Origin of the sequence: Cupriavidus sp. UYPR2.512 (assembly GCF_000379565.1) — a bacterium.
Taxonomy (GTDB): Bacteria; Pseudomonadota; Gammaproteobacteria; order Burkholderiales; family Burkholderiaceae; genus Cupriavidus.
In genome coordinates this window covers 1-16,472 of sequence record NZ_KB903009.1, presented here as the reverse complement: position 1 = coordinate 16,472, position 16,472 = coordinate 1, and the positions used below count along the sequence as shown (strand labels likewise).

The 16,472-nt window shown below is 56.1% G+C and carries 12 protein-coding genes and 2 pseudogenes; 8 read left to right on the top strand and 6 right to left on the bottom strand.

The window, feature by feature from the left end:
• The first annotated feature begins 164 nt into the window (after positions 1–164).
• The 5 genes from A3A5_RS41700 (at position 165) to A3A5_RS45710 (ending at position 8,160) form a co-directional block, all read left to right on the top strand.
• Positions 165–974, top strand: a complete 810-nt coding sequence (locus tag A3A5_RS41700; RefSeq protein WP_081623929.1) for a TnsA endonuclease N-terminal domain-containing protein — start codon at positions 165–167, stop codon at positions 972–974.
• A complete protein-coding gene (locus tag A3A5_RS41695; protein WP_157637246.1) occupies positions 967–3,135 on the top strand; it encodes a DDE-type integrase/transposase/recombinase in 2,169 nt (722 codons plus the stop codon). Before A3A5_RS41700 ends, A3A5_RS41695 begins: the two co-directional genes overlap by 8 nt.
• Positions 3,136–3,152: 17 nt before the next feature.
• The gene (locus A3A5_RS40565; protein ID WP_063829967.1) at positions 3,153–4,541 is read left to right on the top strand and encodes an ATP-binding protein; all 1,389 of its coding nucleotides are present in this window, start codon (positions 3,153–3,155) and stop codon (positions 4,539–4,541) included.
• Positions 4,542–4,602: 61 nt separating this feature from the next.
• Positions 4,603–6,297: a TniQ family protein gene (locus tag A3A5_RS45715; RefSeq protein ID WP_081623927.1), complete on the top strand. Its 1,695-nt coding sequence runs from the start codon at positions 4,603–4,605 to the stop codon at positions 6,295–6,297.
• Positions 6,298–6,495: 198 nt separating this feature from the next.
• Positions 6,496–8,160 carry a TnsD family Tn7-like transposition protein gene (locus tag A3A5_RS45710; protein ID WP_081623926.1) on the top strand — a complete coding sequence of 555 codons (1,665 nt, stop codon included), beginning with the start codon at positions 6,496–6,498 and terminating at the stop codon, positions 8,158–8,160.
• A 647-nt stretch (positions 8,161–8,807) separates the two neighbouring features.
• Here A3A5_RS45710 and A3A5_RS0117375 read toward each other — a convergent pair.
• The 6 genes and pseudogenes from A3A5_RS0117375 to A3A5_RS0117355 all read right to left on the bottom strand — a co-directional run bounded on the left by A3A5_RS0117375 (position 8,808) and on the right by A3A5_RS0117355 (position 13,321).
• Positions 8,808–10,340, bottom strand: a complete 1,533-nt coding sequence (locus A3A5_RS0117375) for an IS66 family transposase (RefSeq protein WP_026200866.1) — start codon at positions 10,338–10,340, stop codon at positions 8,808–8,810.
• A 67-nt stretch (positions 10,341–10,407) separates the two neighbouring features.
• Complete coding sequence (gene tnpB / locus A3A5_RS0117370) at positions 10,408–10,743, bottom strand: IS66 family insertion sequence element accessory protein TnpB (RefSeq protein WP_026200865.1); 336 nt, start codon at positions 10,741–10,743, stop codon at positions 10,408–10,410.
• Positions 10,740–11,126, bottom strand: coding sequence for a transposase (locus tag A3A5_RS0117365; RefSeq protein WP_026200864.1), 387 nt, complete (start codon positions 11,124–11,126; stop codon positions 10,740–10,742). The genes tnpB and A3A5_RS0117365 overlap by 4 nt, the downstream gene beginning before the upstream one ends.
• 518 nt (positions 11,127–11,644) lie before the next feature.
• A pseudogene (locus A3A5_RS0117360) lies at positions 11,645–12,205 on the bottom strand (cyclodeaminase/cyclohydrolase family protein); the annotation flags it as partial.
• Positions 12,206–12,288: 83 nt separating this feature from the next.
• Complete coding sequence (locus A3A5_RS45410) at positions 12,289–12,411, bottom strand: hypothetical protein (RefSeq protein ID WP_255343517.1); 123 nt, start codon at positions 12,409–12,411, stop codon at positions 12,289–12,291.
• Between the two features lie 85 nt (positions 12,412–12,496).
• Positions 12,497–13,321, bottom strand: a complete 825-nt coding sequence (locus A3A5_RS0117355) for a three-Cys-motif partner protein TcmP (RefSeq protein ID WP_051108538.1) — start codon at positions 13,319–13,321, stop codon at positions 12,497–12,499.
• Positions 13,322–13,537: 216 nt separating this feature from the next.
• Between A3A5_RS0117355 and A3A5_RS0117350 the strand changes: the two genes are divergently transcribed.
• The 3 genes and pseudogenes from A3A5_RS0117350 to A3A5_RS38820 all read left to right on the top strand — a co-directional run.
• On the top strand, positions 13,538–14,395 hold the full coding sequence (locus tag A3A5_RS0117350; protein ID WP_018311808.1) for a DUF5131 family protein: 858 nt from the start codon (positions 13,538–13,540) through the stop codon (positions 14,393–14,395).
• A 30-nt stretch (positions 14,396–14,425) separates the two neighbouring features.
• Positions 14,426–15,688 carry a three-Cys-motif partner protein TcmP gene (locus A3A5_RS0117345; protein ID WP_018311807.1) on the top strand — a complete coding sequence of 421 codons (1,263 nt, stop codon included), beginning with the start codon at positions 14,426–14,428 and terminating at the stop codon, positions 15,686–15,688.
• A 592-nt stretch (positions 15,689–16,280) separates the two neighbouring features.
• Positions 16,281–16,472 (top strand): annotated as a pseudogene (locus A3A5_RS38820) (IS5/IS1182 family transposase); the annotation flags it as partial.

Below are 16,472 nucleotides of genomic sequence, written 5' to 3'. Positions count from 1 at the left end.
CTGATCTGGCTGTTCGTCCACTGACCCGCACGCTGGGCCGCGGCACTGGCCCTGCCGCCACCCCGCACCACACTGAGACGCCCGGCCCTGCCGGGCGTTTTGCATGCCCCTCTTGGGCTGACTAAAGTTAGGGAGAATTTGCACAAATGGCCTAGTATTGAGGGATGGAGTGGTCTGACGATCCCAACCGCTATCCCCCATACCTGAGAACGCGCATCAAGCAGCACCGTGGGGTAGGCTCAGGTGTTGCCTACAAGCCATGGCTGACAGTGCCAGAGGTGCCGTCCAAGGGTAGTTCTACGGTTACTCCCGGCATTCTCATCCGTCGAAAATACCATCTGCTCTCTTTATTAGAGGTCGCATACTTCTACATTCGCGAGCGCGATTCAGACGTCGTTGACATTCAAGAGCAGTGGCCGATCCTAGATATAAGTGCAACCGAAGCACTTTGCGTCAAGTACGGCGCGCGTCACCCTAATCGAGGCATATATCCAGAGCCAATCACGATCGATTTCGTGATTACCCGGCAATCATCATCTGGAAAATTGTACAGCGCCCATAGTATAAAAACCAAGAAAGATCGTGACGATCCCGATGTGAAGCGTCGGCTTGCTGTTGAATACGAATGGTGCAGCAAAAATGGTATTCCATGGTGGGTAGTCGACACATCGTTATTCGACCCATCAAAAGACTCAACCGTTCTCGATACGCTGACGTTCATGAGAGCGTGGTTTTTAAATCGATATACCCCAATTGCCGAAATAAAACACTACGTCAGCGCATTTCATGAGGCCTACGACTCCGCCATTACGCTGAATGAGATAACAAAAATCATTTCTCGAAGGTTATCGATATCCACCCAATTATCGCAAGATACGTTCCGATACTGCGCATGGTATAAAATTATCACTGTCTCACTTTTGCATTCATTGCAACTTAATATGCCAGTTGTATTGGATGGGAAAGATGTTTGAATTTATCAAAATATCCCACCCTGATTACACCGTGGGACGCGCGATTGTCACATCAGATGAAAGATACCTGCGGATCACGCACGTCTTTAGCGACTGTATCTACGCAATCTGGGTACGAGAACCGGAGTATGCTAGATACGCCCGACGCCCCCAAAGGTTCAGCTATTCTCAAATTGAGAAACTACTCAAGGAGACTGGAGCTGCATGGGGCAAGATTTCACTTCCCTCCGCCCTGCTTCTGGTGCCGGAGAAAGGCTCAATTGAACAAATAGCTTACGATAGCACCTGGGCAGTTTTAAAGCCATTAATTTCAACATTAGAAATTCAGCGCAATCTTGACCGCGACCGTTACACCTATTTGATTCAACGATACGCCGAAGTCACCAAGCATAAATTCATCACGTTGCATCGACTGGTAATCCGATATTATTACTTTGGCTGCGACAAACGCGCGTTACTGCACCTACCCCCTGGCACGAGGCCAGCCACAGACAACACTTCGCCAACCATAAAAACAGCGAACCGCAGAGGTCGCCAGCCGGCCATCTCGAAAATTAGAGGTCCTAATAAATTTGTAATCACTGAAGACGATATCGCCGATATAAAAAAGGCCGCGAAGCGTTGCACTCGAGGAGGCCCGACGTTTATAAGTGAAATTCATATCAACTATCTCTCACATGAATTCCGCAAAAGACATCCAAAAATTTACGCCGCGTATGAGAAAGAACAAATCCCCGAACCGATAACTCTGCGCCAGGTCCGATACTATCTGAAACTTCAAGTCGACCTCGAGGAAGTCGAGTTGGAGAATATTCCCAAAAAAAGAAAAAGCAGCCCTGGCTATTCAGCAGCTCACCATGCATTGGGACCAGGTGCCATTTATGAACTAGACGCATCAGGAGGCCGAATGCACATTCGGTCGAGCGACATCGAAGCGACTCTTTTGGGAACAGCCATAATTTACCTCATAATCGATCGATGGAGTCGATTCTGCGTTTCTGCCTATATTTCCTTAAAACCTGCCTCATATGAGGAACTGAAATATGCCCTGCTCATAGCATTCACCTCAAGGGTACCTCGATTCCCGATACTAGGCATCAATGTTGACGACGAAATTTGGCCGCGAGGCGTTCTATGTGCGTCTATTGGCACAGATCGCGGATCGGAACTAATTTCCCAAGCAATGATGGAAGCCGTCACCGATTCGCTTCGAATACCGGTTATGTATATGCCTCCGTACAATCCGGATGCCAAAGCCATCATTGAAAGATTTATCGGAGCTGTTAAAAATCGACAGGCCTCCGCCGGCGTACCTGGAAGCTTTATGGACCGACCGCTAGACCCGAAATCACGTCAGAGGTTTGAGAAGGCCAAAGTCGCGTCGGTTAATAGACTGGTGGACGCATATCGAGAACTCATAAAGATAATCACTGAGCACAATAACGCGCCGCACCGCAGTCTACGCAAAATGGCCACCCAAGCCGGCGTCTTGCCAACACCGCAGGCGATGTATCTCTGGGGACTGGAAAACGTCACAGGACTACGAACTTGTGCATATTCAGACAATGATATCTACAAGCTACTTCTGGAGAGCACCACAGGTAGCATTGGTCAAGGTATCGTCCGCTACAAGGAAATGCACTATGAGCCTTTCAATAAGGTCGCTCAGCGGCTGGCAAGGAAGAGTACGCATAAGTTTCGGGCAATAAAGCTGCGCATAGATAAGACCGAACCTAGTATTGCTTACATTCCACAGAGAGGATCTAAGTGGGCGGAATTTTCGATCACTCGCGGAAGCCTGGATAAACTACGAGGAACCACACTTGCTGAACAGGAATCGTTGGCTAACCAATCTCTCCTATTATGGTCAATAGCTGACCAAGATAGTCGCTTGGAGCGCGTCAGGGATGCGCGTATTCGTGCCGAACACCGGACGGCCCCTCCACCACTTCCCGAACACTCGGATCAAGATCAGGTGAAGCAGAAGCGTCAACGCGACACGCAAGGCGTGAAAGCTGCGCTAAAGGGCCGGCCGACACAGTCCGGCAACACGACAACGCAGCCCGACGACGATACCGTCCCTCCTCGTAACGAACGCGAAGACGTGCTCATCAAGCTTATTGACGAGCAGGTTCAGCAGCATCTCGAAGGCAAGAAATGATAAATCGAGGCATTTGGATGAAGGCCGATTACACGATGAGCCGTGTGTCCCGCTACGCTGAGCATCCGTTCATCGAAGCACAACCGCCGCTGCCGCCTAAGATCGTCGACATCGTTCTGAGCCTGAAACACTACCCTCCTAAGCCGTCTGCGGCTATATGGGAAGCTGACGAAGTAACGCGAGTGCTGGAACTCCAGTGCTTGAGCGACGTCGTCTACCCATTCCCATTCTATGAGCAAGTTGCCTTGGCTTTTGCCACAATGATGCGAGAATCGTACGTCGCTCGACATCCTTTCGATCCCATTGATCAGCAACGCCGGCACGCCATTGCTTCAGCGGAAGAAGACGGCGTCCCCTTCCCCCCTGGCTGGAAATCATCAGGGCAGGGATTTAGCCTTATCGCCTTAAGCGGGATGAGCAAAACCACACTCATAAACTCATTTTTCATGCATTACCCACAGATAATAGAACATAGCGACTATAAAAACCACTCTCTTAGTTGCCTTCAGCTTCTATATTTGATTTTAAGGGTTCCGCATGACGCGACTCTTCGCGGATTTTGTCTAAATTTCTTCTCCGAAGTGGATTCGTTGATTGGCACCAAATATCACGGGCAGGCTGAAAGCATTCGCACCATCGCACCAATGGTATCTCTAATGAGGACTGTCGCCACAGCCTGCTCAACCGGCATTATTATTGTCGACGAGGTGCAGAATGTTAGACTTGCCACACGACCCGGGGCAAGCATGATGCTTAATTTATTTTCAGAGCTTATCGAAACCATTGGATTAAGTCTCGTAATAGTAGGCACGCCGGCAGTAGGAAGAACTCTTAGACGGAATGCACTTAATGCACGGAAGCTTGCATCGGCAGGCTCCCGGGATTTTCCACTTCTTGACTCACAGTCACCCATCTGGAAGTCATTTTGCAAGCTCATTTGGGCATATCGATACACGAAAGTATATGTTCCACTGACCCCGAAAATCATGAACGTCTGGCACTACCACTGCGCCGGAAATATCGCATTTGCCGTGCTCCTCTATTGGCTTGCACAAAGAGAATCTATTGGCGGCACCGAAAGGGTCGACGAGCACACGTTCGAGCTTGTTTCAAAGACCGCAATGGCAACACTCCAACCTGCAATTTCGTATCTTCGCTCCCGTAAAACTGAAAGTAAGTCCGAATTCGAAGATCTCCTTTTTGCCACAGATTATGATCAACTGTTTTCCCAGTTTGGAGGTACGACGGCATATCCAAGCAAACCACACGATTACGACGAAGAGGAATTTGAAGACTACGGCGAACCAAATGATTCTTCTGACCAGACAAAAAGGGGACGGCCACGCGTACATGCGTCGACCGCTCCGCCTGAACTACCAGTGGAACAGCCTATTCATCGAAAGTGAGCCATGACAGACCACACGCGGGGATCAACATACCTCTGAGCGCTCATCGTGGAGCTAGACGATGCAGAATGTGCGGGCGATTCCCTATGTTCCGGCGCCCTATCCAGATGAGTGGTTTGGACATTGGATAGCCCGAGTGAGGTTCTACGTGGGCGCGGGGGCGTGGCGCCCCCTTCTTCTTGAGACCGGAAACGCTGAGCGGTTGCAGTCCACGACGCTGGACATGTTTTCGTTCAGCCTACGAATTGAAGCACTCCTTACTGCCCTCAATACCTCTTATGACGACGCGCTAGCCAAGCTTACGACGTTCCCCTATTGGCACACCTTTCATTCTGCTGGTCCGAGTAGCGAACTGCTGCCTGGCAGCAGAAAGTTTCATCTGCTGACCGCAAAAAGAGGTCATATAGCAACCACGACCCTCGTGGCGATCGGCGTGTCCCGATCGACTGGCGGGGCGGCGCGCAAGGCCAATTTCTGTAGCGCTTGTATTGCTCAAGACCTGGAAGATAGAGGCGAACCGTATCTCCATAGATCGCACCAACTTCCAAACATCGGCTATTGCGACGAGCATAGGATACCCCTTTCATCAGAGTGTCCCAAGTGTGGGAGTAGCCCTCTCGGTGGCAACACTATTGAAACCGCTCTTCTACGGCGACGATGTAGATGCGGATTCGACCTTGCCGAGATCGTAGACGCATCTCTTCCATCGGAGTCCCGTTCACTACTCATCGACAACAGCATGCTGGCTTTGAGAAATATTGAAGCCAACTGGAGCAGAGAACAAATCGTGGCTTGGACGAATCGCACGCTCAGCGAAAGGGGAAAATCGGCGCGGACAATATTGATTCAAGAATTTTTGTCCGAGGGAGATTGCCGCGAAGAGCCAGTAGCTTACCGCAACTCCCGGTTTCCAAAACTATCCCTTAGACAATACCCAAGCAACTTCTCGGCACCCGACCTTTGTGCGCTACTTGCAGCAATGCAGATACCCCTGATCGATGTCCTAGACGAATTTTCGAAGGAGGAAGTGGAGCCTCCAAAAGATTTGTCAGGGCGGCTTCCCACTTTGGCCGCAGCCAAGGCAAGGTTGATACGAGAACGCAATGGCTCAGGTCGCCTTTCCAGCGGATCGCTGGCTCGATGCTATTGGATTGTCCGCCTGAGGGACGAGGCGTGGTTGAGGCAGTTTCCTACTAGCCGATGGGCTGGCAACGTCCCCTCAATTCCAGAGGATCGGAAGGCTATCTTACGATACCTGCGCGATCCAAACCGTGCGAAAAAAACAAAGTTGTCTGTTTGGACAGGTGCGCGTATCAGAGCGAGAATCCGCGACGGCGCGTGGTTCGATCATGCGCTCGAGACCTATCTTGTTCCGATTTCGCCGAGGAGGAGTCGCGTAATAATAAAAGCCGAAGAACTACGGCTTCGAGTCGCCTCAGTTGATGCGGCACTTCAGCGACTCTTATCGCAGGAGAAAATGCCGCGACGTCTCCAATATAAGGATTTGGCTTTGGCAGCAAATCTTTCAAAGAGTCAATTTCGCGTTACCTTAAGGAGGTGTCCCGATCTACGGAACCGAATAGATAATGTAAACGCCGATTGGCCTCGCAGGCGGCTGATCCGGGCTGCGGACGAACTCCATTCGAAGGGTGAATCGCTGAGCATATGGAAGCTATGCGTGAAAGCTAGCCTTCCAATGTCTGCGGAATTGATGCCGATGATTCGCCGGACTTTTCGTGCTCTCAGTAGACGTTGATCCCATCTCCGCGTGTGCGGCATCTAGAAGTACGTGCGGAAGCATTGAATGTTCGCGAGAACCGCGCACGCGGAACGATAGCCATTGAGGTCCAAGTTCCCTTCTATCATGGTTTGTAGCTGACCAAGAGGCAGCGAAACGGGCTGTTGGTGGCCTTTCCCCCCCGCAGAGCGAAGATTAGTAAGGCGGTAACCCTGTATGCAACTATGCTACGTGCCACAGCCGCTTCCAGACGAGCTTCTTTACTCATATCTCGGGCGGCTCTCTGCGCTTAACGCCTTGGGTTCGCCCCAAGCAGCCATGGAAGCACTTTATGGAAGCAGAGGCGTAACGCCTGGCGTGGACCTTCCTACGCACCTTAGGGACCTAGTCGACCGTATCGGAACTCAATTGCCGTTCTCCTTGCCGGCGTCGGAATTGATGTCGATGAGCCTCTACCCATACTATCGCTTCTTTCTGCCACGGGAGCGGGACCAGCTCGCATGTCGAACAATGTTGTCGAGAGACGCGCGAGGCCTCAAGACTTGTCTCGGTCTGGTCGCCAATGGATTTGGTGCCGTTGTTCAACTTCGCTTCTGCCGATCGTGTAATCGTGCCGACTTGCGCAACTTCGGGACGAGCTACTGGCACCGCGAGCAGCAACTTCCAGGAGTGACTCAATGCATTCCTCACCGTGAAGCACTGGAAGCTGTAAAAGAACACAACAGAAGAGGCTATAAACAAAAGGTGATTCTTGCCCCCTGCATCACTCGAGAAGATTCGTCACCTGCCTCCGCGGACACTCGCACACTAGTGTTTGCAACGCTGTCAGCCGATTTACTGCGTTCCAGCAAATACACGGAGTTTTCGCCAAAGGTCATACGTTCAGCATATCTGCACGCCATTTGCAAGCAAGGCATAACGCTCCGTCATGAGCACGTGGATTTGATGGAACTTTCACGTGCTCTTCTGAAGTTATTCGATGATTTTCTAATTTTTCCATTTGCAACACGCGTAAATTCGATGTCTCGTTCCGGCCTGCCGTGGTTACGGCCACTACTGTTCACACCGGACCGGTGCTGCCACCCAATTTGTCATATCCTGCTAATACAGTATCTTTTCGGAACGCTACCCGCGTTTGAACAAGCCTGCAATGAAGTTCTCAATGAAAACTCCATCATCAATGAGTTCCCAACAGTAACGCGACATATACCGTCGCTCCGAGAGCCTACAATAGATGAATTCAAGGATACATCTTTGTTATGCTCCGACATCGCATTGCGGAGTGGAATGTCAATACAAGACGTTGCAGCTAGAAGAAGGCAACTCGGCATTGCGGTACATTGCAGACGCCCGAGGATTTCCCCCTCAGTACGGGCCACCATTGAGGCTATGTTTGAACGCGGAAATTCAGCGTCAGAAATCGCCAATGAATTCAGAATTTCACTTTCCAGCGCCTATCAGATTCGATCAAAGCTGCGAGAAGTCGCCGACAATCGCAAAGGCCCTCAACGCAAGAAGCGGCCATCACGCATCGATTGGGCACTGCGAGATCAACTCCTTTCGACCCGCATCTACGCAACATACCGGACGTTGTGCGCAGCGCCTCGGCGGGGGCGCGTCAGCCGCTGTTTCCTGCTACAAGGCATCAATAATCCAATGGTGGAAGCGCATGAAACAGAGCTTCCGAAAGTCCATAGTTTGCTTTTTTACCTGGAAGAATCCCATCTTGCCTTTCAGCTAAGGCGACTAGCGACAATCTGTCGTCAACGGTGTTGTGTCGTCGACGCCACAAGCCTCGGCCGACTACAAAGTGCCGCGCGGATCAAGGTATGGTCAGAGTACAGATTTTGCCAGTCACGGGTGTATATGAATAAGGCGTAGCGTGCAACCGCTACCGTACTTTATGTCGCCCTGTCCGTTCAACGTCGACCGGCCGGGGCCCCCTGGGGTCGCGGGCCGGGACCGCCGTACAGATGGCCTCAGGCTTTCTGGGGGAAAAATAGGAATAGCAAAGTCGCCGGGTTTCGAGCGGGAGCCGTGCGTACCGGTCGCCGTCCTGTCGCGGGGAACTGGGCAGCAAAAAGCGGTCTCATTCTGCGTTCAGGAGGCCGTCTCCCGCCGTACACTGCGTGGACAGTCCTGCTACCGCCCGCATCGCCGCTTTCGGTGAGCGCGGGCGCCTTTTTGTATGAGCGGGATTTAGCCGCGTTGCATGCGCGATGACCAACGCTACCATGTCGCCGGGCGTCAGCTTGCCGGCACGTGTCAGCGCGACCAGCCGATCATCCAGCAGCCTTGCGATGGCCATCGCCCATTCATCCCCATAGGTCGCTGAAGATGCGATGCCTCCCGTCGCTCCAACTCAGCGACATAACGCTCCGTCTCGATCTCAAAAAGCCATCCGGGTGACCGGAGCGACACTCTCCGTTGCGCAGCCTCACCGCTGGTTCGGGGCGGTTCGGATGCTCTGGGAGTTTAGGAACGGCAACAGTAAGCGCGCGGTGATCCCGTCTTGACGACAGCGCCGCTCAGGGCTGCGGGAGCTGCCAGTGATGGGGCAGAAGCTCCTCGAGGCGACTTGCGGGCTGCGTTGGCAGTCGTGCGAGAACGTCTTTGAGATAGGCGTAGGGATCGTGACCGTTCAGCCTCGCTGACTGAAGGAGGCTCATGGCCGCAGCAGCGCGACGGCCTGCCCGAAGCGATCCCGCAAAGAGCCAATTGCTCCGGCCGAGAGCAACCGGACGGATCTGGTTTTCGCACCAGTTGTTATCGATCGGGACTTGCGGATCCTCGAGGTACCGCGTCAGGGCAGTCCATCGCCGCAAACTGTAGTCCAGCGCTTTGGCGATAGCGGATCCCTCGCTCACGCGAGCGCGTTGCCCGGTCATCCAGGCGTGGAGCGCATCGGCAATCGGCCGGGCGCGTTGTTGCCGGATTTCCAGCCGCAATTGTGCAGCAACCTGCTGCACTTCCCGCTCGATCTCGTAGAGCTCACCTATGTACTGCAGAGCATCCTGTGCGATCTGACTTTTGCTCGCTGCGTGGAGGTCGTAAAACTTACGTCTCGCGTGCGCCATGCAACCTAACTCGGTAATGCCCTGGGCAAACAGCGCCTTATAACCGGTGAAGTCGTCGCAGACGAGCTGGCCTTTCCAGTTGCCAAGGAAGTTTCTCGCATGCTCGCCCGCGCGACTGTCGGCGAAGTCGTACACCACTGCGCGCAGATCCTCGAAGGCCCCGGGGCAATACGTCCACAGGTAGGCGCGTTGCGTCTTGCCCTTACCGGGACTGAGCATGGCCACCGGCGTCTCGTCGGCATGCAGCACTCGATGTTGCAGAATCTGCTCCTTGAGCGCGTCCACCAGTGGCTGTAGTTGCACGCCGCACATGCCGACCCATTGCGCGAGCGTGGACCGCGGAATGGCCAGGCCTGCGCGCTCGAAGATGCGTTCCTGCCGATATAGAGGCAAGTGATCGTTGTATTTGGCTACCAGCACCTGCGCAAGCAATCCGGCGGTAGGGATTCCCTTGTCGATCACCTGGGCCGGCACCGGGGCCTGCGTCAGCGTTTCGCACTGCGCGCACACCCATTTGCCGCGCACATGACGCTCGACGGTGAACACGCCGGGCGTATAGTCCAGCTTCTCGCTGACGTCTTCGCCAATGCGCTTGAGCTGACAGCCGCAACCACACGTGGTCGACGTCGGTTCATGGCGAACTTCGACACGCGGCAGATTCGGCGGCAGCGGCGCACGGCGCGGTTTGTTCGGCAGGGGCTCGTTCTTCGGTTTGCTGGCGAGCTGTTCGAGCTCGTGCTCGATGGCGATCAGGTCTGCGTCGATGGCTTCGTCAAGCAAGCTCTGTTGCTCGGTTGGAAGCTTCTCGCTACGGGCGGCGAACTTCCACCGTTTCAACACAGCCATCTCATGCGTGAGCTGAGCGATGCGGGTATCTTTAAGGCGCAACTCACTATCCCGCGCCCGCACTTCTGACATCAAATCCATGGCCAGCGCCCGCAGTTGGTCTGCGTTCATGCCCTGGAGTTGTGCGGTGTCGATCATGCCGGCCATTGTGCCGTGCCCGGCATTCCACGAACATCGGCACGCGCACCGATTGCAATCGCGGACGTTACACGACTCGGATCACTCCATCCTGACCGATGCGCTGCCATGGCAATCCAAGCACCAGGCCGGCCAATTGTTCGTGCGTCAGCGGGTATTGCTTTGGTTCGCTGGAACGCGGCCACGCGAACTGCCCTTGATTTAACCGGCGTGCTGCCAACCAGATGCCGATGCCGTCGTGAACCAGAACCTTCATACGGTTGGCCCGGCGATTGGCAAACAGGTAGGCATGGTGCGGATGCGCGGCCCCGAACACCGTGACCACCCTGGCCAGCGCCGTGTCGAAGCCGGCCCGCATGTCCAGCGGATCGACCGCCAGCCAAACCTCGTCAATGCGGATCACGCCAGCCACTCGCGCAGCCAGGCAACGCATTGCGCTGCTTCGGATGTCGGCCAGCTTACCGTGATCGACTGGTCTGCGCGACGCACTTCGATGCGGATCTCGGTTGGACGCACGTTCCTCATCTCAAGCGGCACCGGCACGAATGCCGGCGTCGCAACCGGCTGGACTGCCACTTCGCCGCCGACGATCAGGGCCGGCACATTCCCTTCGGCCTGGTCAACCCAGCGCCTGAGCAGGTTAGCGTTGAGCTTGTGATGCAACGCAATTGCTGCAATCGAAACACCTGGTCCTTGGCATGCGGCAACCACCTGAGCCTTGAATTCGCGGCTGTAGCGGCGGCGCCGACGTCGTCCGGCCGGAGCCTCTTGTTCGATAGTGTTCACGTGTCCACCTATTCGTTAAGCGGACACGATGCTCCCAAGACCTTCACCCCAATTCAAGACGGGTTGCCCGGACGCTTACCGGCAACATGTGACATGGCTCCATATCCAGGTCTGCTCGTGAAACTGGGTCAACTTCCCCGGCCTCGGGCAGCGGGGTTTCCATGTATGAAAGAAATCTCCGGCTTCCACATGAAGACTCGGCAGGCAGCGGCTAGATAGCGTCACCGCCAGCACGGCCAAACTGCGACGGAAAGCGACGATTGGGATATCGGGGTTTCCGACGTCGATGCCGCCTGGCTACGTCAAACATTCGCCGGTGGGCGGCTTCATTGCACAGGGGCGGATCCGCTTACCCAAGCCTCGCGGCTGGGCTCCCCCCAGACAAGGGACAACGTTTGCGGCCGGATCGCGTCCGGTTCCCGAAGAAAAAGAGAACGTTGCCCGCGACTTCGGTGGTGGCTTTCGTGTCGCCGCTCGCTCACACCCTTGGGGAACGACGATCCTCCGTAGCGCCGCCGCTAGAGACGTACTGCGTCATCGCCAGCCGGCGTTCCTGGCTCGGTTACACCGCCTGCCCGCTCGCCGCCCTGGTGAAACAGTTCGAGTTGCACCACGTGGAGTGCTTCGGCGTTCAGTGACGTCACGCATTCGAACGCCGACGCTTGCCGCTGTTGGAGCGAGGCGTACAATTCCGCGCACCGGCTGATGTTCTCTCGTGCGTAGCGCCGATTGCCAAGGGACTTGAGATTCAGCTTGGTGATAAAGATGGCGGACTTCACTGCTGCAATTGCTGAGCTGATTGCCGCACCGGAGTCGCCGCGCACCGAGCCCCAGCCGACTTGGAAGACCGTGACCCCGTGATGGATTAACGGCATGCAGGCGTCGATCACGGCAAAAGCGTTGTCCGCGGCGGTTTCCAGCAAGTCATTGGCGCGTCGGGTGAAACGCGTCTTCTCGTCGGCGTTCGCAGCCTCGTCCCTTTCGATCCTCAGCCGTAACACCTCATCGAATTCACGGGCATCCTTTTCGAACAACTCAACCAGCTTTGGCTCAATGCGCGTCATCTGATCGAGCACATATTCGAGCGTGGCCGTCTTTACATTGCGTCTTCTCGAGGCTCTTTTTGCAGACGGTCCGGATCAGCTTGACCGCCAGCAACCCATCAGCGCCGCGGCGCTACCCATCCAGGCGAGGCCTTTCCGGCCCCGAAGTCGTCGAGCAGGCGGTTTGCCGGGCGAGTCAGATAGGCGTTTTCCACGATCGGGGCCATGTCGAGCAGGCTCATTTCGCAAGATGAACGACTTACAAACGACGATTCTACACCGGCGTATCGGGTTCGCCGGGACGAGACGAACCGCGCGTGGCATGCACTAAAACAGACGGCGCGTTTCGAACTGGCACGCGATTCTCCACAGCTTTTCGGCCAGCGGATGTCGTGACAGCAGGCACAGCCAATACATCGTCGACTCCTTGCTGTTCCGGACCGGGTACATCATGTCGCAAACCTGCAGCCCCGTCTGCTCGACCAGATGGATCCAATGCTGCACGAACGCGCTGCGCATGGCCTGTTTGGAGCTTTGGGCCCTGACGACATCGCGCCACCCCGGCGCAAAGTTATCCAGTGGCGATTGCTGAACCTGGAGACCCGACGCGATGTTGCGCTGAATATCCCCGGTGCTGAGGTGAACCACGATGTCGATGGATGGCAGCTTCGCCAGCTTTCTGATGATGGAGAAATGCAGGTGGCCGGCATTGAAGGGATCAAGCAGCGCCAGATGAAGCCCACTCTTCGAGAGCTGCGGCACAACCCAGTCGGCTGTGAGATCGGCCCGCCCAACGCAGGATCTGACAGGCGCCCCACACTTTCGCAAGCGCGCGTCGCAGGCGGCAAGGTAGCCGGGATGGGCGTCCGCGACAAAGAAATCCGAGAAGGCTCCGCGCTTTTGCTGCGCAATCCGCCACGCGGCAAGGGGGCCACCATCCAGAAATGTCTGGGTATGCTTGATTTTGACCCTGCCGGTTCCGGCAAACAGATCGATATAGGTGCGCTGGCTGTTGAATTTCTGACGGGCAGCCCAGGATGCATCAATGTAACGCTTGATAATTTGATGCTTCTCCTCGGTGACCCAACGCCCTACCACCATGGCCGGCAATCCATCGATGGGGTCCGGCACGATTTTATCCTTGGCTTTCACGCAGTAGTCTCGACCAATCTGTTTTTATGCGGAAACAATACGCCAGTATGGTGTCCATCGCAATTGACGGAAATCCGAGACATGGGATCCCCGAATTCAACGCCCTCTACCTTAGCCGAGATCAGATCAATCGGCTTACACCATGGGTCAGGGCAAAACGCTTCCCCGGATTTTGGCACGGTACAATGACGGCCAATCGGGACCAGGTTGGCTGCAATGGGAAAAGACTCTCGCATCGAATGGACGCACCATACCTTCAATCCTTGGTGGGGTTGCGTGAAGGTATCGGACGCGTGCGACCACTGTTATGCCGAGACCTGGGCAAAGCGCCTCGGCGAAGGGCTGTGGGGTCCTCACACTCCTCGCCGGTTCTTTAGCGATGCCCACTGGAAGGAGCCCCTGAAGTGGAACAAAGACGCCGCCCGCGAAAACGTTCGCCGACGCGTCTTCTGCGCCTCGATGGCGGACGTATTTGAGAATCGGCGGGATCTGGTTTCGGAACGCCTGCGCCTACTTGAACTCATTGCCCAGACTCCGCATCTGGACTGGTTGCTCCTGACGAAGCGGATTCATCTCGTGCGCAAGCAATTGCCAAAAGGGTATGAATTCCCAAAGAACGTCTGGCTTGGCACGACCGTGGAAGATCAGGCGACGGCAGGCAAGCGAATCAAGCACCTGCTCGAGTTCTCCTCCCCTTCGGTCCGATTTCTGTCGTGTGAGCCGTTGCTCGGAGCCCTCGATCTGACGGACTACCTGAAGCGCAACGACAAAGGCAATCGCGTCGACTGGGTGATCTCCGGCGGCGAGTCCGGCCCCCATTCTCGACCCATGGATCCGGCCTGGCCTGCTGCGTTGCAGCGGCAGTGCGCGAAGGCCAAGGTGCCCTTCCACTTCAAGCAATGGGGACACTGGGCGCCCGTCGAGCACGTAGCGAGCCTGCTGAAGAAATCCACGCCAATTCACGTCATACGCAAGGATGGGTCGGAGGTTTCGGTCGCGGCCATCGGAAAGGGAAAAGCGGGCAGAGTCTTAGCCGGCAAGCATTGGGATCAGTTTCCGCGCACCGCCGTGTAGTCGTCGTTCAAACCTTCTCGGGGTCTTCCCTTGGCAAAGCGTCACTACGATTGGAGCAATGGCCCGGCCGAAATCGCGCCGCACAGCCTCACGAAGCATCAGGTACTGGTCGACTATCTGATCCGCTACTTCCAGCAACGCCTGCTCAATGCCCGCGGTCGTGATCGGATCCGGATCACCCTCGTTGACGGCTTTTGTGGTGGCGGCCTCTATCAATTGGAGGACTCCGGTTCGCTCGTCGACGGGTCGCCGATCCGCATCCTCCAGGCCGTCGAGGAAGCATCGCTGCAGGTCAATCAGGATCGTCTGAAGCACGTCTTGTTCGATGTACAGTTTGTCTTCATCGACAAAGACAAGAAAGCCCTCAACCACCTTCGCGAAGTGTTGACACAACGCGGCTATGCACATGCGATCGGCACGACCATCCACATCTTGCATGCGGAATTCGGTGCTGCGGTCGAAGCCGTGCTGGACCGGATCGCCTCCCATACGCCTCGCTCGGGCACCGCGCTGTTCTTCCTCGATCAGTACGGCTACACCGAAGTCCCTCTGTCGCTGATCCGGCGTATCTTTGCGCGGGCCCGGGATGCCGAGATCGTCCTCACCTTCCATGTCTCGTCTTTTGCGACCTACACCAACGACGAACTGGCCCGGAAAATCTCATCCACCCTTCGGGTCGACATCTTCAAGCATCTGGGCGGGCGCACCATTGAGAACATCAAGCGCGACGAGGCGGATTGGCGCCGGTTCATTCAGGCCGCACTCTACGAGGCGCTCGTGGACGGCTGCGGCGCGCAGTTTTTCACACCGTTCTTCATCCGGGGGACGGGCGCCGGCCACGGTGAATACTGGCTCGTACATCTATCGCAGCATCCTCGCGCGCAGGACGTGATGAAACAGGTCCACTGGCGGCACAGCAATCACTTCATGCACTATGGTGGAGCCGGGTTGAACATGCTGGCACCCCAGACCATGGGATTTTTGCAGGAGTTCGACGGCGGATTCCGGTTTGATGACGTCGCCCGCACCAGGTCTGACAAGGAACTGGTCATTCAGCTCGCGCGCCGCATCGCGGATCAGACGGCCCCGAAATCATTCTCCCAACTTTTCGCGGAAACTTGCAACGGCACACCGGCCACAGCATCGATGTACAAGGACGCCCTTGCGACGCTAATCGCCGAAGGCGGCATCGCCGTCCGCTCCATTGACGGAAAAACACGCTACCGATCACGCTATATATCGGATGCCGACCTGGTGGACATGCCAAAACAGCTTCGCCTTCCGATGTCGTGAATGGTGGCCGGCAATCGCCCACCGTATTGTGGCGATTGCTTGAACACCCGGATCGGCCAACGCGGCATGCCGTCGAACTGCGCCATGCGCTTGGCAAGTCGGCAGGCCCCCGGTAGCTAATGTCGGTTGATCGCGCCTGTTATGGGAAGCATAACGGCGCGCGCCTTGGGGGCGCGATCCGGCACCCCAGGGCGTCGCGCACCCGGCGGAGGCCCGCCGCTGCCGGGATTTTTCCGGCCCCAAAAAGACCCGTTATCTTGGGGTCGCGCCCCGCAAAAATGGCGACACCAAGTCGCGCCGCGGCCACCCCTGCCCCGTGAAGTCGCGTCGACGGGCTCCGTGATGGGCCGGCCCCGCTCGGCGACGACCGCCGTTCCGGCTCAGGCGACACCGAACCGTTCAGGATCGGTGCCGATCGATAGGGACGACGGTGCAGATCTGGGCTGCGACCCTGGCAGAGCGGCTCGGCGCGGGCCGCCCGAGGCATCGCGATTGCCTTCGCTAGGAGACTGTCGGATTTTCGGGATCCCCGGTCGTCCGGCGGGACGGGTTGGGCGTTAATAAATTAACAAGTTTCTGAGAGAGTCCATAGGTGAGTCGCTTCGTGCCCGTTGATCGTCAGACCGACTATCTGTTGCCGCCGTCAGTGGAGGACTGGTTGCCCGAAGGTCATCTGGCGCGGTTCGTGGTGGAAGTCATCGAGCAGATGGACCTGTCGGAGCTGAGCGGGGCGTACGCGGGTCGCGGCATGGCGGCGCATCACCCTGAGGTGCTACTGGGCTTG